Annotated in this window: 20 protein-coding genes; 6 read left to right on the top strand and 14 right to left on the bottom strand. The window is 64.9% G+C overall.

Annotation, left to right across the window (positions count from 1 at the left end):
• Window positions 1–3: 3 nt before the first annotated feature.
• Window positions 4–3,237: an ATP-binding protein gene (locus J3S28_RS04105; protein WP_307796818.1), complete on the bottom strand. Its 3,234-nt coding sequence runs from the start codon at window positions 3,235–3,237 to the stop codon at window positions 4–6.
• A 106-nt stretch (window positions 3,238–3,343) separates the two neighbouring features.
• On the opposite strand from J3S28_RS04105, the gene J3S28_RS04100 reads away from it, so the two are divergent.
• Window positions 3,344–4,213 (top strand): 1,4-dihydroxy-2-naphthoate polyprenyltransferase, encoded by an 870-nt coding sequence (locus tag J3S28_RS04100; RefSeq protein ID WP_207837799.1) that lies wholly within the window; start codon window positions 3,344–3,346, stop codon window positions 4,211–4,213.
• 70 nt (window positions 4,214–4,283) lie between these two features.
• Here J3S28_RS04100 and J3S28_RS04095 read toward each other — a convergent pair whose 3' ends face one another.
• The 7 genes from J3S28_RS04095 to J3S28_RS04065 form a co-directional block, all read right to left on the bottom strand.
• Complete coding sequence (locus tag J3S28_RS04095) at window positions 4,284–5,039, bottom strand: Clp protease N-terminal domain-containing protein (protein ID WP_307796816.1); 756 nt, start codon at window positions 5,037–5,039, stop codon at window positions 4,284–4,286.
• A gap of 63 nt (window positions 5,040–5,102) precedes the next feature.
• Window positions 5,103–5,318 carry a helix-turn-helix domain-containing protein gene (locus J3S28_RS04090; RefSeq protein ID WP_207837795.1) on the bottom strand — a complete coding sequence of 72 codons (216 nt, stop codon included), beginning with the start codon at window positions 5,316–5,318 and terminating at the stop codon, window positions 5,103–5,105.
• A 121-nt stretch (window positions 5,319–5,439) separates the two neighbouring features.
• Complete coding sequence (locus J3S28_RS04085) at window positions 5,440–6,309, bottom strand: DUF559 domain-containing protein (RefSeq protein WP_207837793.1); 870 nt, start codon at window positions 6,307–6,309, stop codon at window positions 5,440–5,442.
• Window positions 6,310–6,453: 144 nt separating this feature from the next.
• Window positions 6,454–8,994, bottom strand: a complete 2,541-nt coding sequence (locus tag J3S28_RS04080) for an FtsX-like permease family protein (protein WP_307796815.1) — start codon at window positions 8,992–8,994, stop codon at window positions 6,454–6,456.
• Entirely contained in the window at window positions 8,991–9,659 is a 669-nt protein-coding gene (locus J3S28_RS04075; RefSeq protein WP_207838203.1) for an ABC transporter ATP-binding protein, read from the bottom strand. The genes J3S28_RS04080 and J3S28_RS04075 overlap by 4 nt, the downstream gene beginning before the upstream one ends.
• Before the next feature lie 43 nt (window positions 9,660–9,702).
• A complete protein-coding gene (gene cds1 / locus J3S28_RS04070) occupies window positions 9,703–10,860 on the bottom strand; it encodes an L-cysteine desulfhydrase Cds1 (protein ID WP_207837791.1) in 1,158 nt (385 codons plus the stop codon).
• Window positions 10,857–11,285, bottom strand: coding sequence for a DUF4229 domain-containing protein (locus J3S28_RS04065; protein WP_207837788.1), 429 nt, complete (start codon window positions 11,283–11,285; stop codon window positions 10,857–10,859). Before J3S28_RS04065 ends, cds1 begins: the two co-directional genes overlap by 4 nt.
• 342 nt (window positions 11,286–11,627) lie before the next feature.
• Here J3S28_RS04065 and J3S28_RS28545 point away from each other — a divergent pair, with 342 nt between their 5' ends.
• From J3S28_RS28545 to J3S28_RS04050, 3 genes are all read left to right on the top strand, one after another.
• Window positions 11,628–11,858 carry a BldC family transcriptional regulator gene (locus J3S28_RS28545; protein ID WP_207838201.1) on the top strand — a complete coding sequence of 77 codons (231 nt, stop codon included), beginning with the start codon at window positions 11,628–11,630 and terminating at the stop codon, window positions 11,856–11,858.
• Between the two features lie 143 nt (window positions 11,859–12,001).
• Window positions 12,002–12,247 (top strand): hypothetical protein, encoded by a 246-nt coding sequence (locus tag J3S28_RS04055; RefSeq protein ID WP_084837306.1) that lies wholly within the window; start codon window positions 12,002–12,004, stop codon window positions 12,245–12,247.
• Window positions 12,248–12,466: 219 nt separating this feature from the next.
• Window positions 12,467–12,889 (top strand): helix-turn-helix domain-containing protein, encoded by a 423-nt coding sequence (locus tag J3S28_RS04050; protein WP_207837786.1) that lies wholly within the window; start codon window positions 12,467–12,469, stop codon window positions 12,887–12,889.
• A 12-nt stretch (window positions 12,890–12,901) separates the two neighbouring features.
• On the opposite strand, the gene ccsB is transcribed toward J3S28_RS04050, so the two are convergent.
• From ccsB to hemL, 6 genes are all read right to left on the bottom strand, one after another.
• Entirely contained in the window at window positions 12,902–13,873 is a 972-nt protein-coding gene (ccsB, locus tag J3S28_RS04045) for a c-type cytochrome biogenesis protein CcsB (RefSeq protein ID WP_207837784.1), read from the bottom strand.
• A gap of 40 nt (window positions 13,874–13,913) precedes the next feature.
• Window positions 13,914–15,665: a cytochrome c biogenesis protein ResB gene (resB, locus tag J3S28_RS04040; RefSeq protein ID WP_207837782.1), complete on the bottom strand. Its 1,752-nt coding sequence runs from the start codon at window positions 15,663–15,665 to the stop codon at window positions 13,914–13,916.
• A complete protein-coding gene (locus tag J3S28_RS04035; RefSeq protein ID WP_372435929.1) occupies window positions 15,662–16,471 on the bottom strand; it encodes a cytochrome c biogenesis CcdA family protein in 810 nt (269 codons plus the stop codon). The genes resB and J3S28_RS04035 overlap by 4 nt, the downstream gene beginning before the upstream one ends.
• Before the next feature lie 5 nt (window positions 16,472–16,476).
• Entirely contained in the window at window positions 16,477–17,079 is a 603-nt protein-coding gene (locus J3S28_RS04030; protein ID WP_207837780.1) for a TlpA family protein disulfide reductase, read from the bottom strand.
• A 70-nt stretch (window positions 17,080–17,149) separates the two neighbouring features.
• A complete protein-coding gene (locus J3S28_RS04025) occupies window positions 17,150–17,782 on the bottom strand; it encodes a histidine phosphatase family protein (protein WP_084837300.1) in 633 nt (210 codons plus the stop codon).
• On the bottom strand, window positions 17,782–19,107 hold the full coding sequence (gene hemL / locus J3S28_RS04020) for a glutamate-1-semialdehyde 2,1-aminomutase (RefSeq protein ID WP_207838197.1): 1,326 nt from the start codon (window positions 19,105–19,107) through the stop codon (window positions 17,782–17,784). Before hemL ends, J3S28_RS04025 begins: the two co-directional genes overlap by 1 nt.
• 226 nt (window positions 19,108–19,333) lie before the next feature.
• Between hemL and J3S28_RS04015 the strand changes: the two genes are divergently transcribed.
• Window positions 19,334–19,669 (top strand): hypothetical protein, encoded by a 336-nt coding sequence (locus J3S28_RS04015; RefSeq protein ID WP_207837778.1) that lies wholly within the window; start codon window positions 19,334–19,336, stop codon window positions 19,667–19,669.
• Window positions 19,669–22,080, top strand: a complete 2,412-nt coding sequence (locus J3S28_RS04010; protein ID WP_207837776.1) for a TPR repeat domain-containing protein — start codon at window positions 19,669–19,671, stop codon at window positions 22,078–22,080. The genes J3S28_RS04015 and J3S28_RS04010 overlap by 1 nt, the downstream gene beginning before the upstream one ends.
• The last annotated feature ends 107 nt before the right edge of the window (window positions 22,081–22,187 follow it).

The raw sequence follows: 22,187 nt of genomic DNA, 5'->3' as shown, positions 1-22,187 counted from the left end.
TCTTCAGAAGTGTTCGCGCACTGATCTGTTCACGATCTCGACCAGGTCCCGGGCGGCTTGACCTCGGGAGTGATTCGCGACCTCGGATTCGATACGTTCCCAGGCCGGCTCCGGCAGGCCCGACAGTACCGCGGCGTCGCGGTCGAGGTCGCGCAACGCCGGGTAATCGCGGCGACCCCGGAGGCGGCGAGACAGCAGGAGCAGACGTGCGCCGTCCTCCGAACCGGGTTGGCGCAGACACAGTAGGGCTCCCAGGCACAACGACATCGAGCCGGCCTGCGGGATGTCGGCGGCCTGGGCTTTGCCGAACATGTAGTCGAGGTATGCCAACAATCTGTCGACGAGTGGGGCCACGACGTCCACATGGTCGACCCGAACCAATCCGGCGAGCGCCGCGCAGAGCGCCAGACAACCCGACGGGTCTTGCCGCGGGAACGACAGTTCGGCGATCAGATAGTTCGCAGCCCGGGTGAACAGCTCCACCTCGAGATGGGTATCACCCTCGGCATGCGCCAATTCTGCTGCGCACAGCATTATTCCGGACGTGATCTCCGGTTGCTCGCGCGGGTCGGGGTCACTCGGACGCCACCCCCGGGCGAAGTCGAAAAACGTGCGTCGGGCCTCCTCGATGTGACCGTCGCCGATGAGCGCACCCACCACGTATCCCATCGTCTGCCGGCTGTCCTGGTCGGCACCGATGCCGGCGAGCGTCTGCACTGCTTCTCGGTAGTGACGAGAGGCGTTGAAGTAGTCGGCGGCTTGCCCCAGAATGCTGCCGATCTCGATCTGCGCGACTGCCATCGACCATTCGTCACCACGTTCTTTCGCCAGCTCGTACGTTGTCTGCGCGTCGCGCATGGCGCCATCGAGATCCCCCAGGTTTTCCCGCATGTTCGAGCTCAGCGTCACCGCGACAGCGCGGACCAGCGCACTGTCGCTCCCGCGCCCGGCAACGAGCACGCGCATCGCCGCAATCGAACTGCGGCTCAGCGCAATCGACGACACGAAGTCCATGGGCTTGTCGAGGTAACGGTCGCTGCGGTACAGAGTCCGTAGTCGTATCCGCGCACGCGCCAGTGCCCGGAGATCGTGCGGATCTAACAACATGTGTGAGCCGGCGAACACGTAGGACATCTGCCAGATCTCACGCTCCGAATCATCTGTCCCGGCAGCGGCTTCGGGCGCATCGTGTAGAGCATTCACCAGGCGCGGACCCCAGGCCGCCACCTCCGCGTGCAGTCCCCGCACCGCCCAGAACCCCGCCACCGCAGCGAAGATCGTGACCGCCGCCTGGGCCCAGCCGTCCGGACGACGCGTCGGATCGGGATCGAGGGACCGCCGCAAGACCCATACGAAATTATCGCTGTCAGCGGCGAGCGCCGACATCGCGAGCGCCTGCCGACCGGTGAGGAACGGCGACAGGAGAGTGAGCGCATGGTCGGTGGCCCAGCGGGTCATCGCCGCATCGATGACGCTGCTCATCCCTGCGGCAGTGAGCTTTTCCTCGCCGAACTCACGAACGGTCTCGAGCATGCGGTAGCGGACAGTTCCCGATTCGACCACGCTGAGCAGCGACTGGTTGACCAAGGCCTCGAGGTTGTCGTCGAGTTCCGGGCCCGACAGGCCCGTCACCGCCGCCGCGGCCTCGCGGGAGAACCCGCCAGGAAAGCGGCACAGCTGCTGCAGGGCCACCTGAGCAGGTTCGTCCAGCAACGCCCAGCTCCACTCGATCACCGCGTGCAACGTGCGGTGTCGCGTCGGCGACGACCGGCCGCCTCCCCGCAACAGGGTGAACCGGGCGCTGAGTCCGTCGTAGATCTCCTGGACACTCAGGGTGCGCACCCGCGCGGCCGCGAGTTCGATGGCCAGCGGCAGCCCGTCGAGCGACCGGCAGAGCCTCGCGACCAGCGCGGTTTCGGTGACCGCGCCAGGGCGGATGGCGTGCGCTCTGGACTCGAAGAGATCTGTTGCCGCCGAGCCAGTTTCGTCGATACGCAGCGGAGGCAACTCGTACACGGCTTCCGCGGTGAGCGCCAGCGGCGAACGACTCGTCGTCAGCACGCGCACGGTGTCGACGGCGGCGATCAAGTCGGCCGTCAGGGCTGCCGCGGCGTCGATGACGTGCTCGCAGTTGTCGAGGATCACGAGGGTGTCGCCGATGAGCGCGTCGGCCAGACGCGTACGCAGGTCGGAATAGACCGCCTTCGGCCGACCGCCCGCAGAGACTTCCGACTCGCCGACCCCGAGCGTCGCCGCAACCGCCGCCAGTACGTCGTCGTCACCTCGGACCGACGCGAGTTCGACGAAATAAACCTGTACAGCCTCATCGGCGACCAGATGACCGATTCGATTGGCAATACGAGTCTTTCCGGCGCCGCCCGGCCCCTGCACCGTGACCACCCGGGACTTCTTGAGCAGATCACACACGTTCTGGACGTCGATGTCGCGGCCGAGGAGGGCGTTGGGTTCGGATGACAACCCGATGGCTTTGACCGTCGGACGTGACGCCGATCTGATCGGCCCCTTCTGATCGAGCACTTCTTGGTGGAGTTCGAGCAGTTCGGGACCGGGGTCGGCACCGAGTTCGGACGACAACGTCCGACGCAGTCGCGCGAAGACCGCCAGGGCCTCCCCGCCGCGTCCCAGCTGCGACAGCGCACGGATCAGCGTGGCGTGCGCCGCCTCGTCCAGCGGATCGGCGTCACAGCGCGCCTGGGCCAGTGCCCGCGCCGTTTCGAAATCACCGTCGGCCAATGCTTTTCGTGACCGATGGTCGTCGAGGTCGCCGGCGACGCGGGCTGCGGTCTGCCGAACGGTCCGGGCGAGATCGTCGTCGCCGAGATCGTCACCGGGCTCTCCGCGCCACAGCCCCGACGCCGCATTCAAGGACTCGCCCGACCCCTCGGCGAGCAGGGATTGCGCTGCGAATACGTCGATGGCGTCCGCGGGCAGCGTCAACCGGTACCCCAGGGGGCCGGCTTCGATCGCGCCGTCGGGCAGCAGGGGCCGCAGCCGCGAGATCTGGGTGTGTAGCGCCGACTGCGGGGATCGCGGGAGGTCGTCACCCCAGACGCCGTCGATCAGCGTCGACTGCGAGCGCTGGCTCCCGGGCGTGAGTGCGAGGAGGGCCAGCAGACGCCGGGCGCGGATTCCGGGGACGGGTCGCATTTGCCCGTTTCGGTCCACAATCGACACCGGTCCGAGTAGTCCGACGATCGGCGCTACTTGAACGGGCACGGCGTCCTCGCTGCTGTTGAGTGGTTTCTGCAGGTCAGGGGATGGTCTCTACACACTATCGGGTGCGGCGATCAGGCGCCGGAGGCACGTGCGGAAGGATACTGACATGGCTTCCGCAGCGCAGTGGTTCGAAGGGTCGCGTCCTCGTACCTATCCGAACGCGATCGCACCCGTCATCGCCGGCACCGGCGCCGCCGGCTGGCTCGGCGACATCGTCTTGTGGAAGGCGGTGTTGGCGCTGGTGGTGTCGGTGGCGCTGATCATCGGTGTGAACTTCGCCAACGACTACTCCGACGGCATCCGCGGCACCGACGACGACCGCGTCGGCCCCATGCGGCTCGTGGGGTCGAAGGTCGCGACCCCGCAGTCGGTGAAGACCGCGGCGATTGCCGCCTTCGCCGTCGCCGGGATCGCCGGCCTGGCTCTCGCGGTGACGAGTGCCTGGTGGCTGATCCTGGTGGGGCTCGGGTGCATCGCCGCGGCCTGGTTCTACACCGGGGGCCGTAACCCGTACGGTTACAGCGGCTTCGGTGAGGTCGCGGTGTTCGTGTTCTTCGGATTGGTCGCGGTGTGCGGTACGCAGTTCGTCCAGGCCGAGACCATCGACTGGGTCGGGCTGCTGTCCGCGGTGGCCGTCGGCTCGTACTCCAGCGCAGTTCTGGTCGCCAACAATCTGCGCGACATTCCCACCGACACCGAGTCGGGCAAGATCACCCTGGCAGTTCGACTGGGCGACAAGCAAACCCGAACTCTGCATGCGGTCCTCGTCATCGTTCCATCGGTCGTGTCACTGGTGTTGATCGCCGCGACGCCGTGGGCGCTGCTCGGTCTGGTGGCGGCGCCGCTGGCGTTCAAGGCCAACGCGCCGGTGCGGGGTGGTGCCGGCGGTCCGGCATTGATTCCCGCCCTCGCCCTGACCGGCCTCGCGATGCTCCTGTGGTCCATCGGCACCGCGGTCGGCCTACTCCTGGCCTAGCCCGATAGTGGGCCCTTTTGGCGTTGCTCGCCTGGGCGTTTGTTCGCCAAAAGGACCCATCTTCGGAGGGCTACTGGGCCTCGGCCCGCTGCACGGCGTCCCGGATCGCCTCGGCGGTGGTCACCGATTCGATGAGTGCCTTGGAGGCGGCATCGCCGGTCGTGAGGATTCCGAGAAGGACGTCCTCGGCAATCAGTTCGCGATCGGCATCGCGGGCGATGAGCGCCGCATGCGAGATCGCGGTCTTCGCGTCCTTGGAGAACCGAGGCCGACGTACGCCACCCCGCGGTCCACGGCGGCCACGGCCGCCTTCCCAGGGTCCGCCGCGCTCCCACGGAGCACCGTCGTCGCCCTCGGGCCGTTCCCACGGTCCGTCACCGGACGGTCGTTCCCATGGCCCCTCGCCCCGGCGACCACGCGGGCCCCCGTGCCGGTGGCCACGATCGCCACGACCCTCCGGTCCGCCGCGGCCACCCGGACCACCTCGTCCGAGTCCACCCCGGCCACCGCGGCGTTTGCCCCAGTTGTCCGTTATGTCCTCGCCGAATGCGGATTTCACCGCCTCCCGAACCTTGTCGAGGTCGATACCGATGGCCGCCAGCGCGTCCTTGTCTTCGGCGACCTGTTCTTTATCCGGATCGACCTCGTGAGAGTCGTGATACTTGCGCACCACCTCGCGGGCCTGAGCCAGGGTCAAGCCCTGCTCACCGAGTGTGTTGAACACCGAAGTCCTGGCGTTGCAGAGCATGCCGAGGATGAGGTGATCGTTGCCGAGAGTGGTGTGTCCGAGGTCGGCTGCCTCCTGATAAGCGAAAACCAGGGTCATCCTGTTTTCGCGAGTGAACTGGTGAAACATGTTGTCCCGCTTCCGTGTATGAGCGGCGGGTTGTTACTCGCCGCGTGAATGCTTTTGGTGCACGGCTTGTCGACTCACCTGGAGGACGTCGGCGATGGCCTGCCAGCTCCAACCCTGTTGTCGGGCATGTGCGACCTGCACGTCTTCGAGACGGTCCGCCAGTGTTCGCAGCGCCCTGACCGCGGCCAGCCCCTTCGCCGGATCCCGATCTGCAACTGCGGTGGTGATGTCGTTCTGTTCGTCTTGCACGATTGTCAAGTTACCCTGACACCGATTCCCTGTCAACATTTATTGACACAGCTATCCCCCGCCCTCCGAAAGTGGGCCCTTTTGGCGAACAAAACCCCAGGTCGACGACGCCAACAACCCATCATCGGGGTAGCCAGCCGCGAAGTAGCAGTTCTCGACGCAGTTGAGCAACGAACTCGTCGCGCCCTCGTCGGATATTCGAGGCGGTCACCGTGACCACGACCCAGCCCTCAGCGCGCAAGCGATTCCAGCGTTCGAGGTCACGGGCATGCTGCTGGGCAGATCGATGGTGCTCTCCGTCGTATTCGACAGCCACCTTGAGATGCGGCCATGCCGCGTCAAGCCGATATCTACCGCACATCACCTCGTACTGCAGGGTAAATCCATGAAAGTCCTCGTCGACGAGGATCAACCTCACCCGTGTCTCCCACGGAGATTCCGACAGCGGATCTGCGAGTTTCAGCGCGGTGATAGCTTTACCGATCCCCCAGTGCCGTTCCCACCGCTTCAGCACGCGCTCGACATCATCGACGAGAGAGGGGTGTGCGCGGATCATCGAGTCGAGGGCGGACACTGCGTCATCTCGAGAATTGAAGCGCCCGAGGTCGATCGCGGTTCGCGGAAGAGTCGTCACGAGTGAGTCGCCGAGCACCGTGTACTCGTCCGCTTCGAGTTGCACCCGCCTCACAGTCACTCCACGGAACCGTCGTCCATCAATGGGGACGATGACCTCGGGAAGTGCATCGGCCGGACGGTACGCGTTACCCCAGAGGTCAGCAGCTGACCACCCGCAGAGGATCCCAGGCAAGTTGACGTCGCTGCCCGGGTACGCCAGGCCGGCCGCGTAGCTCGACATCGTGAAGTCGACTATCTGGTCCTTTCGAACCCATACGCCGCGAAAAAGCAGACGGTAGTTCTCGCGCAACTGATAGCGCGACATGATCGCCAACAACATTTCCACCCGCAACGGACCCGTCGGAAAATCCCCCATAGGGCGATTCTGACCGGACCGCCGAAGACGACAGGCCAGCGATAATCGGGTTATCCACAGCCCCGACCCCCGAAGATGTGCTGTTCTGGCGGAGCCGACCTGGGGTTTCGTTCACCAAAAGGGCCCACTTTCGGGGGATCGGGATTACTCGGTGAGGATTGCTTCGCTGATGTTCATCCGGCCGGCGCGGGCGGCGGGGAAGAAGGCTCCGGCGAAACAGAGGGCAAAAGCTGTGACGACATACAGACCGATCACCAGTTGCGGCGAATACTGCACCTGCACCGACGTGGTCTGCGTGAGGATCTTGTTGCCGACGATGTGCAGCCCCGTGCCCATCACGACCCCGAGCAGAGACCCGATCGCAGCCACCGCCGCCGCTTCCGCAAGCACCATCCGCTGCACGAACTTTCGCGACGCCCCCATCGCGCGCAGCACACCCAACTCGCGTTTGCGCTCGATCACCGACAGCAGCAACGTGTTCAGCAGGGCAATGGCCGCGACCACCGCGACGATCCACTGAATGGCGATGGCGAACGCACCGGACTGTTCGACCGATGCCTTGGTGGCGTCGAGGCCCTCCTGGCCGGTGTACACGTTGATGGGCATCGTCGTGGCCCCCGCGGCGGCCGCTTCGAGTGCGCCCCGCAGCTGCTCCTTGTCGACGCCAGGCGCTGCCGTCACCTGTAAGTAGGTGTCGCCCGGCCGGTTGAACCACTCCGACAGCAGCTCGTGGGAGATCGCGGCGGTGCCGGAGTTGACGGTGACGTAGTCGACCAGCTGCAGCACGGGCAGCGTGTGATAGCCGGTGGGAGAGGCGATCTCGACGTCGTCACCGGTGGTGACCCCGAGGTTGCTCGCCAGGGTTCGCGACATGATGATGCCGCGACCGGCGAGCACTTCATCGATCACTTCCGGTGAGCCCTTACGGATGAACGGTGCCGTGGTACCGGGACTCAAGCCCTGGAACATCACCCGGGACTCACCGACGTTGATCGATGCCCACTGTCCGCCGACCACCCGCTCGACCCCGGGTACCCGAGCAACCGCGGCCGTGACCGCCGGATCGATGATCGGGCCGTCGGGTATCGACGACTTCTCCTGCGACGACACGTAGAAGTCGGTGTCGGCGAGCCCGTCCAACGAAGCGGTGATCGACGACACCAGGTTGTTCATGACACCAGAGGTGCACAGTCCCACCGTGATCGCGACGGCAACCGTCATCAGGGTCGCCCACGCCCGACGCGGCGCCCGTTCGGTGTTGACGGCGCTGAGGGTGCCGGGCCCACCGAGCCGGCCGGCCAATGCACTGACTGCGGCGACTAGAGGTTTCGTGATGGCAAAGGCGACCAGCAGCATGCCGATACAGAACACGATGCCGGCGGTCGCGACGACCTGCCCCTTGATCGTGTTCGCCATGATCCAGCCGAGGACGATCAGCGCGATACCCAGGACCGCGCAGACCTTCACCGCGACCCCGCGCCCCGGCCGCGCGTCGGCGGCCGCGCTACTGGACATCGCCTCGATCGGCGACACCGTGAACACCGACCGAGCGGCCAGCACGCTCGCGCCGCAACAGGCCAGCACGCACGCGATGACCGCGGCAGGGGCGGCATAGACCGGCAGTGCGAACTCGACCGTGGCGCCGTACGACGACAAGGCGTCCGGTAGCTGCCCGATCGCCCAGCGGCCCGCCAGGACGCCCACGGGCACCCCGATCAGGCCACCCACCAGACCGAACAACGCGGCCTCCCCGATCAGATCGGCGACCAGCGGACCGCGTCTGCCACCGAGCGCGCGGATCATCGCGATGGACGACCGCCGCGATGCCACGGCCATGTTCATGGTGTTGAACACCAGGAACCCTGCGATGACCAGGGAGATGAGCGAGACCAGCAACGTCGAGTTCCGCGTCACCGAGCTCGCGGTCTCCGCTTGTTTGGCCCGAAAATCGGGATTGACGACGACGGCGCGGCCATCGACCACAGAGTTCAGCTGCTCCCGCAACTGGTCGGTGGTGGTCCCGGGTTCTTTGGTCACCAGGATCGAGTCGACGCTGCCCTCGTGGGCGGTCAATTCCTGCGCCAATCCGAGGTAGGCGAAGATGAACCGGCCACCATTGATGGTGTCTGCCTCAGGGGCGTCGATCACCATGGTGACCGTGGTATCGACCCCGTTGATCGAAACCTGTTGCCCCTTTTGCAATCCGGTGGCCTTGCCGACACTGATGCCCGACATCAGCGTGGTGAGATCGGCCCCTTCGCCGCCCGCCGCCTCCGACACCGCATCGCGCAGGCCGCCGCTGATGGCGGTGATGTTGTTGTCGCTGCCGAGCACCGTGGTTCGCTCACCGTCGACGAATACGGGGCTGTTGATCAGCGGCACAACGCTTCTCGCCGCAGGGACGTCCCGACGGATCTCGCCCAGCAGCTCGTCGCTGACCCCGGAGTCGACGATGCCGGCGATCTCGAGGTCGGCCGTACCGGAGATGGTCGCGCTGAGCTTCTGCACCGACGACGTCAGCGAGCCGTAGGTGCCCAGCACCGCCACCAGCAGCGCAGAAGAGACGACCACGACGAGCAGCGAGGTGGTGACCCGCAGACGATGACCGAGCAGTTCGCGGATGTTGACGAGCCTGATCCTGGTGAACCCCGCACCGAGCGATCCCAGTGGCCGTGGCAGGTTCACTCCTCGATCTTCCCGTCCCGCACGGTGATCGTCCGATCGGCGTGTGCGGCCGCCTTGTTGTCGTGCGTGACCATCACCACGAGCCTGCCGTCGCCTTCGCGGCTCACCTCGGTCAACAGCTCCAGGATCGATTCGCCCGTATGGGAATCGAGGTTGCCGGTCGGTTCGTCGGCGAGCACGATCCGCGGACTCATGATCAGTGAGCGGGCAATCGCCACCCGCTGCATCTGTCCACCGGACAGCTCCGACGGACGGTGTTTCTCCCGGTCGCCCAGCCCCACCCGATCGAGCAGTGCGATGGCCTCGGATTTGGCCGACCGCAACGACTTTCCGTCCAGCAATCGCGGCAGGGCCACGTTCTCCCACGCCGACATGGTGGGGATCAGGTTGAAGAACTGGAAGATGAATCCGACCCGATGTCGGCGGAACTCGGACTGCTGCTCTTCGGACAGCGACCCGAGGTCGAGTCCGTCTACGACGATGGAGCCCGAATCCGGCACGTCGAGCGCACCGAGCACGTGCAGCAGCGTGCTCTTACCCGCCCCGGACGGTCCGACGATCGAGACGAACTGCCGGGCCTGCAGCGTCAGGTTCAGGCCGTCGAGCGCGCGGACGCGCTGCTCGCCCATCTGGTACCCGCGCACCAGATCGACCGCCTCGACCATGGGACCGGCGCCGGCCGCGTGCGCCCCGACGGTCTGCGCCTGTTCACTCACTCCACTCTCCGGTGGTGAAGAACTCATCCAGCATCCCCTCTGCACGACCGAGGTCCAGGCCTTTACCGGCGACCCACTCATCGTTGTAATACGTTCCGGAGTAGCGATCGCCGCCGTCGCACAACAGTGTGACAACACTGCCCGGTCGACGCTGCGCCCGCATCTCGGCGATCAGCCGCAGCGCGCCCCACAGGTTGGTGCCTGTTGAGCCGCCGACCCGTCTGCCGAGGGTCTCGCCGGCCCGGCGCGCGGTCGCAATACTGGCGTCGTCGGGGACCGACATCATGCGGTCGATGACCTGCGAGATGAAGGATGGTTCGACGCGCGGCCTGCCGATGCCCTCGATACGTGACCCCGTGTCCGAACCGGCATCGGGATCTCCGTCCCGGTAGGCCGGGAAGAAAGCCGAATTCTCCGGGTCGACCACGCACAGCCAGGTCTCGTGCCTGCGGTATCGGATGAAACGCCCGATCGTCGCGGAGGTGCCACCGGTGCCCGCACCGACGACGACCCAGGTGGGCACCGGGAACTCCTCCTGTGCGAGCTGCGTGAAGATCGATTCGGCGATGTTGTTGTTGCCGCGCCAGTCGGTGGCCCGTTCGGCCATCGTGAACTGGTCGATGAAGTGCCCGCCCGTTTCGTCGGCGAGCCGCTGAGCCTCCGAGTACACCTCGTCCGAGCGGTCGACGAAGTGGCAGCGACCGCCGCGACGCTCGATCAGCGCTATTTTCGCCGGCGACGTGGTTCGCGGCATCACAGCGATGAACGGCACCCCGATCAACTGGGCGAAGTACGCCTCGGACACCGCGGTCGACCCCGACGAGGCCTCGATGACCGTGGTCCCCTTCAGAATCCAGCCGTTGCACAGGGCGTAGAGGAACAGGGACCGCGCGAGGCGATGTTTGAGCGATCCCGTGATGTGGGTGCTCTCGTCTTTCAAGTACAGCGAGATGCCGGTCTCGCCCGCGTCGGTGTCCCACCGCGACCAGTCGGGCAGTGGGTACCGCAACAGATGCGTATCTGCGCTTCGGGTGGCGTCGGCGTCGATCAGGCGGACCGCGTTGTCCACCCAGCCGCGGTCGAACCGGTGATCCACATCGAGTGTGCGAGGTGCTCCTGCTGTGTCCACCGGCCCGCCCCTGGCTGTCATGACTTGCCAGAACCCTTGGTCTCGTCGTTGCCCTCGGGCGTGGATGAGTCCTGTCCGCGCAACCGCGCGGTGAGGTTCTCGCGCTGCGCCTTGCGGCCGGCGTCCACGGTGGCGATGCCGAGGTTCACGCGATCACGCAGGCCTTTGAAGAGCACCATCCCCAGAGGCAGCGCGATGATCACCGCGAAGAATGCGGCGACGAGGACCGGCACATCGATGCCCACGACCTTCCCGAGCAGGTAGATGCCGGCCGCCAGGGCTATGACCAGAGCGATCCGCGCTCCTGTGAACAACGCCAAGTCCGCCGCGAGTCGACGGCCGGCTCCCGGTGACGGCGCGACAGGCGCCGCCGGAGCCTGCTTCTTCGCCGATGATTTCTTGGCCACTGGTTTCTCGCCTTCCGGATTCACGCCTTCTGGGTTCATGCCTTCTCACTCATGCCTCGAGGGACCGACCTCGTGTCCGCTCACGCCCATGACCTTACTTCGACCACGGGGAGAGCCCGAAACGTCCGCCTTTGCAATCCCTTTACGAACAGCTAACTATTCGAATACCTGGGCATTTGGGTGTAACCATGAGTCGCGGTCTCCCGCAGCCCTGCAGGAGCGGCACGCAACACGATGCGCCATCGACGGACGCCGTCAGGTGTCACGGCGCAGCACGAAAGGCCAGACTCGATAGGAGCAGCGATGACCTTTGCAAGCCCCCTTGGACCGAGAATTCCCAGCGCCGGCGCCCCCGGCGCCTCACCACTGAGCCCTCAGACGCTGAGCCCTCAGACGCTCAGTTCCCAGACCCTCAGTCCGCAGACAGCGAGCCAGCACACCCTGACGCCTGGCCAGGTCGCCGCCATGTTCAACGTGAATCCGAAGACCGTCGCACGCTGGGCCAGCTCCGGCCTGCTCGGCGCCATCCGTACGCCCGGCGGTCACCGTCGCTTCCGCGAAGCCGACGTCGTCGAACTACTCAATCGCCGCACCCCCGCGCACGGGGCCTGAGAACGCACCTTCTCTCACCCATCGAGCGCCGCTTTTCTGGCACCGAGCACGCCGACCGCACATCGCGGTCGGCGTGCTCGCGTATGTGCTCTCGTCGGCTCCCGTAGCCTGGGTTTGTCGGCTTTGATTCTGGAGGTGCCGCAATGATCTACCTGCTTGCCATCATCGGTCTGTTGGCACTGACGTACCTGGCCTGGCGCGCTTTCGGCCCAGACGCCGTGGCAGGGCGCGGCGAGGGTGAAACCCGTCCGACGCGTCGCCAGATGCCTCGTGGACCGGTTGGTCCGGATGACGATCTCGAATTTCTCAATGACCTGGACCGCAAGGCACGCGATAAAGATCCAAAATATCGGGCAGACGGTGACGATCGACCCAGTTCTACCGACTGACCTGCACAACCGTCCAGATAACCCTGACCCGACGTCCAATGTTCGGCGGGCGAGTTTGCCAAAAAAGTTCACTATAAGCCGACTTCGGATTAACTTTGACAACCCAACATAAGTTGGGTCATCCCGGTAGCCACTTTGCTACCTTTAAAGGTAGAGTCTCAATCTACTTCGACCGTGGCACACCGCCGCAGTCAAATCAGAGGTCTGGGAGTTAGAGAAGTGGCTGCTGTACACGACGGAAAAAGCTTTGCCGACCACCTGAACGAACTGTTCAACACAGTTCGCGACGAAAACGGAATCCCCTACACCGGCAAGAAAATTGCGCTGAAGGCCAACCAGCTCGGATACACGCTGAGCGACGCCTACATCTCGCAGTTGCGCACCGGGAAGGCGAAGACGCCGTCGTTCCGGACCGTCGAAGCGATCTCCCGCGCGTTCGAGATCAGCGTGACCTACTTCCTCACCGACCCGGACGAGGATCTCAAGAGGGTCGAGCAGCAACGCGAGTACGTACAGATGGCAGCCGAGACCGGCGCCCACCTCGCCGCGTTCCGGCACGAAGCGATCTCGACCGACACCCTCGACGTGGTGATCGAACTTCTCAAGGTCGTCAAGAAGCAGCAGAACGACCGGTTGTCGTAGAGCCCGTCGAGCTCACAGTCCGGCGTACGAGTGCAGGCCGGACACCACCAGGTTGATGATGAACAGGTTGAACAACATCGCCACGAAACCGGCGATGTTGATCCATGCCGCGGCCGTGTTCCGCCATCCGGCGGTCGCACGGGCGTGCAGGTATGCGGCGTAGATCACCCAGGCGATGAACGACACCGTCTCCTTGGGATCCCAACCCCAGAATCGGCCCCACGCGGCTTCGGCCCAGATGGCACCGCAGATGACGCCGAGGCCGAACAGCGGGAACGCGAACACCACGGTCTTGTAGGCCAACCGATCGAGGGTCTGCGCCGACGGGACCCGTTGCAGTACCCGGCCCCAGAACTTGTCACTGGGGTTCGGGTACTTCAGTTTGAGCAGGTAGAGGATGCTCGCCACGCCGGAGACGAGAAACACCCCGGAGCCGACCGCGACGATCGAGACGTGGATCGCCAGCCAGTACGACTTCAACGCCGGGACCACCGGTGCCGCGTTCGTATAGAGGTAGGTGCCGGCGACGAACAGCAGCACCACCACGGGCAGCAACACGAAACCGAGCAGCGGGCGGTATTCCCGCTTGCGCAAGACCACCAGGGCGGCCACCATACCCGCGGCGCACGCGATCGAGACGAACTCGTACATGTTGCCCCACGGAGCGCGCCCGGTTGCGAAGCCGCGCAACGCGATCGAGCTGATCTGCAACACCGTGGCAAGCAGGACGACGCCGTAGGCCATCTTCGCAAGGCGGTCGCCGAGTGGTGCCTTGCCGGAAGACTCGAGCTTGCCCGGGGTCCGGACGTCGTCGGTCATCACCGGCGCGGGGCCACCCGCGGCGACGAGTTGGTCGGCCTTCTCGACGACCTGCCGCTTGCTCGCGAGCGCAGCCAGGAACATGACCATCGCCAGCACGTAGACGGTCAGCGCTGTGCCGAAACACAGATCCGAATACCGGGACAGGGTCTCATCGACGTCCATCGGTCACCTTCTCCCAGTCATTCATCTCGTGCGTCCTCACTCACTTCGTGTTCGTGCCGCTCGGGGTCTTCGTGCGCTCGAGGCCCAGTAGATCGGCCACCATGTCGGGAAACCCCTCACCCCAGCCGGCCTGGTCGGTGCGGGCGAGTCCAGCCATCTCTACTACAGACCGTCGCACACCCAGAGTAGAGGGATCGACCAGGCCGTGAGAAGCCGGTTCCTCCGCAGACGTCGGGGCCCGCGGCGCGGCATCCCCGGACCGCGATTCGGTCAGAGGCGTGATCCTGGCCCAGACGCGACGCCGTTTGATCAGCAACGAGACCAGCAGACCGGCCAGCATCGCAATTGCCGACACCAGCACCCAGTTCTGCGCCGGGTCGTGCGACACCTGAAGCGAGACCCACCGCTGGTACCCGTCGAACTGCACCGTGGTGCCGTCTTCCAGTCGCGTCTGCTCACCTTGCTGCAGGTTGACGCGCTCTTTCTTGAGGAGTCGACCCTGATTGATCAAGTTGACGTCGAGACTGAAGACGTTCTGTGGCCGGCCGGTGTCGAGGCCGGTGTCGCCCTGGTAGACGTCGATCGCGACGGCGGGATTCTCCGGCAGCGGGAACGACGACGTCATCAGCCCGCCGTGGAACACCGCGGTCGGCGCGAAAAGACCCTCTAGGGCGATCTGATGCTTGCGGCGCTCGTCCTCGTTCGGATAGAGCCCGGCAGGGGTGTCGAAGCGGGCGGCGCCGCTCGACATCATCGTCTGCAGTTCGTTGGGCTGGAAGGGCACGGTCTGGGTCCGGGTCTCCCCGTTCGGGAACGTGACCGTGAACGTCGGTGCGAAACCGTTGCCCAGCAGGTAGATCCGGTCACCCGCGATGCGCAGCGGATGATTCACCTGGACATCGCTCTCTTGCCACTCGTTGTTGTCGATGTCTTCGCCGACCTGGTAGCGGATCTTCGCGCTGTACATGTCGGGCTGGCCGCTGGGCAGGAAGTCGGCGTCGAACGAGTCGATCTGCATGCAGAACTCGTTGAGGTTGGTGCCGTCGACGAGGTTGCCTGCCCGGAACGAGTCGTACACCGCGGTCGAGGTGTTGCAGAGGCCTTCCTGACCGTCCGCCACCAGGATTCGGGTGCCCTCGTAGCCGAACATCTTGCCGGCCGCTATTGCGACGAGCAGTGCGAGCAACGCGAAGTGGAACACCAGGTTGCCGAATTCGCGCAGGTATCCCTTTTCGGCGGAGACCTCGACGACCGTGACCACGGTGCCGTCGGCCTGCTTGCGTTCGACGGTGCGGGTGGTCTTGCGCCAGCCGCGCAGCCCGCCGTTGATCTTGGCGGCGATCTCATCGGGGGTGCCATCGATCTCGTGGCTCTCGTGGCGCGGCAGGCGCGCCAGGTTGCGCGGGGCGGGCACGGGTCGAGCGCGTAGGGACTTCGCGTGCTCGATCATGCGCGGCGTCAGGCAGCCGACGAGTGAGATGAACAACAGCGCATAGATGGCGGTGAACCAGATGCTGGAGAAGACCTCGTACATGCCGATCTTGTCGAAGAACTCTCCGACGACACCGTGATCGGCGATGTACTGCTCGGTCTTGGTCTCGTTCAGCGATCGCTGTGGGAGCAGCGCGCCGGGCACGGCCGCCAAGGCGAGCAAGAACAGCAGCGCGAGCGCCGTGCGCATGGATGTCAGCGAGCGCCACAGGTTACGTGCAGGCCAGAGGACGTATCGCTTGATCGGGTTGGGCCGCGGGAGCTTGCCCGGCTGCGGCGAGCGAGTCGCGGTGGCCGTCATATCGGCAACACCGTGTCGGTGACGAACGCGTCGCGGACCCAGACGATGAACTGATCCCACAGTCCGGTCACCAGTGCCACTCCCACGACAACCAGTAGTACACCTCCGAAGATCTGGATGGCCCGGGCGTGGTTCCGCATCCAGCCCACGGCCCGCAGAGCCCAGGCCGAACCGAAGGCGAGCAGCACGAACGGCAACCCCAGGCCGAGGCAGTAGAAGATGATCAGCGTCACCCCGCGGGCCGCGGTGGCGCCCTCGGTTCCGCTGGCGGTGGTGATGACCGCGGCGAGCGTCGGACCCAGGCACGGCGTCCACCCGAGGGCGAAGACCGCGCCGAGCATCGGCGCACCGACAAGATTCGACACCAGCCGAGGATGGAACCTGGCGTCGCGTTGCAGGATCGGGATGAGTCCGATGAAAACCAGACCCATGATGATCGTGATCACTCCGCCGACCCGTTGCAGCAGTTCACGATTGAGGATGAACGTGGTGGTGATACCGAACACCGACGCGGTCGCCAGTACGAAGACGACCGTGAACCCGAGCACGAACAGCAACGCCGCACCGGTGACCCTGAGCCTGCCGGCCTTTCGCGATTCCTGCGCCGAGGTGGCAGGCGCCTCCGCACCGACCAATCCGGCGAGATACGACAGATATCCGGGCACCAGCGGGACCACGCACGGTGAGGCGAACGACACCAGACCGGCGAGCATGCAGGCACCCAGGGCGAGCAACAGCGGACCGCTGGAAACGGTGTCGGAGAAGCTCTCTCCCACACCCGCCAGGTTCGTCGTCGCCGAAATCACCGCAATCAGCTCTTCTCGGCGGCGATCCGCTCGACAACCGGCTGCAACTCTTCGGCAGTGATCGCCTTGAGGAACACTGCTGCGGCCCGATGGTCGCGGTCGAGGACCAGCGTGGTGGGAACCACCGAGGTCGGGGTCGTCAGCTTGGCCAGTGTGCGTCCCGGATAGTCGAAGATCGACGGGTAGGTGACCTGACGGTCTTCGACGAAGTCGCGGGCCGAGTCCTGGCGATCACGGAAATCGATTCCCAGGAACGCGACCCCGGAGTCCTTCGTGTTGGCGTAGACCTCTTCGAGTGCTTCTGCCTCACCCCGGCAAGGCCCACACCACGACCCCCATACGTTGATCACGACCACTTGACCGGCGAAGTCGTCGAGGCTGATCGTCTTGCTGTCGTCGAGCAGATCCGGCCCCGAGATGTTCGACACGGTGCCGCGCTCGGCAGGCGGATCGTAGAAGATCACGGTCTTGCCGCCCGGCGAGACGAACTCGAACGTATCGCCCTGTCGCACAGCGTCGTCACCTGTGCTGCACGCGGTCATCACGACGAGCGTGGCGACGGCGAGGACGATCAACCAACACAGTCGCCAACCCAAAGGGGCCAACATGCGCGTACCACTGCGCTCACGGCCGGACTCCATCAAGATCTACTGCTCCATCAGAATCTACCGGGCTCCCTCAGGCTCCCGTGGCGAGCGGATCCGAGGCACCGGCCGGTTCGGAGTACACGATGTCGACCAGTGCATCTCCGTCGTACAACAGGCTCGTCAACGAGGCGAGCGAGCATTGCCGCTTACGCGGATCGTGCCAGAGACGTTGTCCTTCAAGGAATCTGCGCAGTGTGTAGACAGGCAACTGGTGGCTCACGCAGATCGCCTCGTGACCCTTGGCCTCTTCGCGGGCCTTGTTGGCCACTGCCAGCATGCGATGGGCCAATTGGATGTACGGCTCGCCCCAGCTCGGGGTGAACGGGTCGCGGAGCTTGGCCCAGTGCCTGGGCCGTCGCAGAGCGCCATCGCCGACCGAGACCCGGAGTCCTTCGAAGGTGTTGTCGGCCTCGATGAGCCCGTCGTCGGTGATGATCTCGAGTCCGTGGGACGTCGCGACCGGGGTCGCCGTCTCCTGGGCGCGCTGCAGCGGTGAGGCGAAGACGTGGGTGATGTCGTGATCGGCGAGCGCGTCGGCGACCTTCTGGGCCTGCGCGGCACCGAGGTCGGACAGGTGGAAACCCGGAAGGCGACCGTAGAGGATGCCGTCGGGGTTGTGTACTTCCCCGTGCCGCATCATGTGCACGATGGTGCGCTGCTGCATCAATTCTCCTTCCGAGCACGTGCAGCTGCGGTCGCAGCCGCCGGAAGTGCATCGGCGATGACACCGAAAGCATCCCTGTCCAGCGCCGCGGATACAAACCAAGCCTCGAAGGCGCTCGGCGGCGGGTAGACCCCCGCGTCGAGCAGGGCATGGAAGAACGGCGCAAAACGCCAGGTCTCGGAGTTTTTGACGCCCGCGTAGTCGGTGATGGGCGTGCTCGGGTCAGTTGTGAAGAACACGCTGACGAGGTTCCCGGCGTACTGCACCCGGTGGCCGACGCCCTCGGCCGTCAAAGCCTTGCCGATGAGGTCGCCCAGTTGCTTGGAATTGGCGTCGAGCGCGGCGTAGACGGCGTCGTCGGCGTGTCGCAGGGTCGCCAGTCCGGCGGCGACCGCAACGGGGTTTCCGGACAGGGTGCCTGCTTGGTAGACCGGACCGGCCGGAGCGAGGTAGGCCATGATGTCGGCGCGGCCACCGAACGCAGCGGCAGGCAGGCCACCGCTCATCACCTTGCCGAAGGTGTAGAGGTCGCCCGCGACACCCTCGAGTCCGAACCAGCCCGCCTTGCTCACGCGGAAGCCGGTCATCACCTCGTCGATGATCAGAAGTGCGCCGTCTTTGGACGTGATGTCTCTGAGGCCCTGGTTGAAGCCGTCGCGCGGGGCAATCGCGCCCATGTTGCCCGCGGCGGCCTCGGTGATGATCGCGGCGATCTCACCGGGGTAGGTCGCAAACGTCTCACGGACGGCATCGAGGTCGTTGTACGGCAGGACGATGGTGTCCTGGGCCTGGGCGCCGGTGACGCCGGGCGAGGTCGGCAGGCCCAGCGTGGCGACGCCGGAGCCCGCGTCGGCGAGCAGGGCGTCGACGTGGCCGTGGTAGCAGCCGGAGAACTTGATGATCTTCGTGCGGCCGGTGAATCCACGCGCGAGTCGGACCGCCGACATCGTCGCCTCGGTTCCAGAGTTGACCAGCCGAACCTGCTCCACCGGGTCGACGCGCTTGATGATCTCCTCGGCGAGGTCGATCTCTGCCTCGGTCGGTGCACCGAACGACAGACCCGTGGTCGCGGCCTGCTGTACCGCCTCGACGATCGCGGGGTGGGCATGGCCCAGGATCATCGGCCCCCAGCTGGAGACGAGGTCGACGTAGCTGTTGCCATCGGCGTCGTTCAGGCGGTAACCCGAGGCGCTGGAGATGAACCGTGGGGTCCCTCCGACGGCACTGAAGGCTCGAACGGGCGAGTTGACGCCGCCTGGAATGGCGCGGGAGGCGCGCTCGAAGAGTTGCGCTGAACGATCGGTGGCATACGACACGACCTCCAGTGTGGCAAACGCTGCGATGTGACCCGTCCCATGCAACCCCCGCCCTTCCGATGATGTGCCCTTCTGGCGAACGTTTTCCCAGGTGGGGGTCGCCAGAACCACCCGTCATCGCCGCCTTCACCCACCCGTTTTTGCGCCGCCCACCAGTAATTTCGAGTGGGGCACGCGAAAACGGGTGGGCGGGGGTCGCCGGCAACACGTTCGTGGGCGGCATGAATTACGATCCGTGCAGACAATCGAGGCCGGGGGGCTTGTTGTGGGGGAACTGTTCGCGGTTGACGAGGTCGACACCATTCACGGGGTCGGCACCAAGATGACCACCATCGCCGGTGAGGTCCGAGGGATCACGGTGGCACCCGGGTTTGCAGCAGTGGCGAGCGCGATGACCGGGTCGGCCCTCGCGGGCGCGTGCGCGGGTAAAGACGATCTCTTGGTCGACTTGTTGAGCAGGGCTGCGGGCCGCGTCGAGCAGATCGGCAATGCTTGCACGGATACCGGCATCGACCTGATCGATACCGAGGAGGAGTCGGCGAGCGGGTTCCGCGCGTTGGGCGACTTCTGATGGGGCGTCCCTCCAAGTCCACCGTGACCGGATGGAACCTGTCGGCGCTGCGGACACAGGCTGCCGGCCTCATCGACGGTGCGTCCGATCTGCGGACCCAGACGCAGACGATGCTCGACGCCGCACAGGACGCGGCCGGGAAATGGGTCGGTGAATCGCAGCGTGCCTGTGAGGAACGTGCATTGTCCGACCAGGCGGAGATCAACAAACTCGGCTCCGACATCGACCGCGCCGGCAACATCTTGAACAACACCGCCAACGCGATCTCACCGAACCGATCCACCGCGTTGTCGCGCGTCGATGGTCTCGAGCAAGACGATTTCCGCGTCGACGACGACTGGTCCGTCCACGAGACGCGAAACTACGCGGGCGCCATTGCAGCAGCCGAGCAGGGCAGCGCCGAGTACAACAAACTGATCGCCGAGCGTGACCGGCGAGTCAACGACGCCATCAATTCGACGATTTCGCTGCAGGCCCTCGCCGATCAGATGGGCATCGACGATCAGGCCGGTGCGACGGCGTTGGCCGACGCGTTCAGCAATGCCGAAGTCAATGCTCCGCTCACCGCGGGGATGTCGAGGCAGCAGGCGGCACGCGATGTCGCGGCAATCGCAGGCGGCACCGCCACCCCGCAACAGAAGGCCAGGTTCGAGGCCGCGACGGACCTCTCCCTCGAGCAGCGAGATGCCTTGATCCAGGGCAATGATGCGGTGATCACCAAAGGCCAATTCGAGTACCTACAGGGCTTCTACGGTGAGCTGAACAAGCAAGGACTGGAGGGGTTCACCGCCTTTGGCGGCAATGATCCGGCGATGAAAGCCGCACTGGCCGACGGGCTACAGCTGCTGTCGAACCCCCATGTGCGGACGGATCAACGGGTGGACAACTGGTTCGGTCCGATCGTCAGCAACGTCACCGGTCAGCCTGCGCCGCCCTCCTACATTCGTGGCGGGCTGACGCAGGTGCCCAGTGCTATTCGGGATCCGTTGACGCAGAACCCGGTTCGGAGCACCCTGATCACTCAGCATGCAGGAACAAGCACAACTTCATTCCAGGCGCGCGACTTTCCCACACTGACCAAACTCGAGACAATTGCGGACGTCCTTGGCCACGGGGACCCCAACGTGCAGCTCGGCAGCGATATCGACCGCGCACTCATTGTTCGCAGTAGCGAAATAGCCGGTGCCGCAGACAATCCGGCTGGTCTGTACGGAACCGGCAGAGACTTCACCAGCTTTGCAGACGTGCAGGACGTGCTGACGAAGACTACCTCCGTCGCCGGTAACGACCACATCGCAGTGCATGATGCCCTGATGACTGGCCGCAGCGGAGGACCTGGGGTCACATCCGCCATGCCGGACACCATCAACATTGACGGTACAACTAGCGATTACAACGCGAGCAAGGCTATGGCCAATCTTATGACCTTTGATTGGGCGGATGGGGCCGGCGGCGAAGACTCCGGACCCAACAATCTTTTCAAGTGGATCGGCGATTCCGCCGCCGCACCCGAAGGTTCCACGGCGAATACCGTCGCGGAGTCCTGGCGGGCCGGTGAATCCGGCAGTGAACTCGCCAGAGTAATCGCGGAGAACAGGGACTCCCTGGTGGAGGTCATCGGGACCGCGGCCCTGGGTGAGGTGAACCCTGAGCTGACTCGCACCCTGGCTGATGCGATCGCTCCTCAGATCGGTGATTTGGCCGGCGCACCCGACGGGCTGTTCACAACAAATGGAGCGGACGTGTTTGAGCACGCCGACCAGATGTCAAAACTGTTCCAGGTGATGGACACGGACGCAGACGCTGGTCGTACATTCAATACTGCTGCCGCCCAGACCATCAGCTACGCGGAATCGACCTTTGGTGAAGACTTGAGTCAGAGCAACCTCGGTGCAGTGGCAGGGCGTATCGAAGGCGCGATGTACTCGGGACTCGAAGCGCAGAAAGCAGAGGACGCGGCTGGCGAAAGGTACGCTGCGACTGTCGACTACGCCAACAAGGGCGGATTGTTCGACTCCGGAAAAGCAGTTGTCGGCTCCATTCCAATGGCTGCTGTAGCGAAAGCCGTGATGGACACTGCCGCACCTTGGGTGAAACTCGAGGCCATCGGCGATCCGCCTGACGTCAGCAAGATCGGCGCAGACAAAAGCTTCGACCTGATAAAGGCACAGCTCGACAGCTCGACAACGACGACGGACCGGTATGTCGACATACTGAACAGGTATGCCGTTCACAACCCGGACATTCGTTCACACCCTGGGTTGGCTTCGTACTTCGGAACGGATGGCACGATAAACCTCGAAGGCAAGGACTCTTTGATCTTCGAGCAGGATACGACGGCGGTCCTCGGGCTTTCCCTTCTACAGTTCGAGCAGGCTCGATCGAACGGCCTGGAGCCAAAAGAATGGTAGCGAAAATGCGCGGTCAGCGACGACAGGCTCTCTTGCTCCTCGCGGTCATCATTTCGATATTCTCGACCGCCTGTTGCTCTGAAGAACCCGGGCCTCCGGTCCGATCG

It is taken from the genome of Williamsia soli (assembly GCF_017377795.1).
GTDB lineage: Bacteria > Actinomycetota > Actinomycetes > Mycobacteriales > Mycobacteriaceae > Williamsia > Williamsia soli.
The sequence above is the reverse complement of the archived record's forward strand: the minus strand, read 5'-3'. Positions and strand labels throughout refer to the sequence as shown.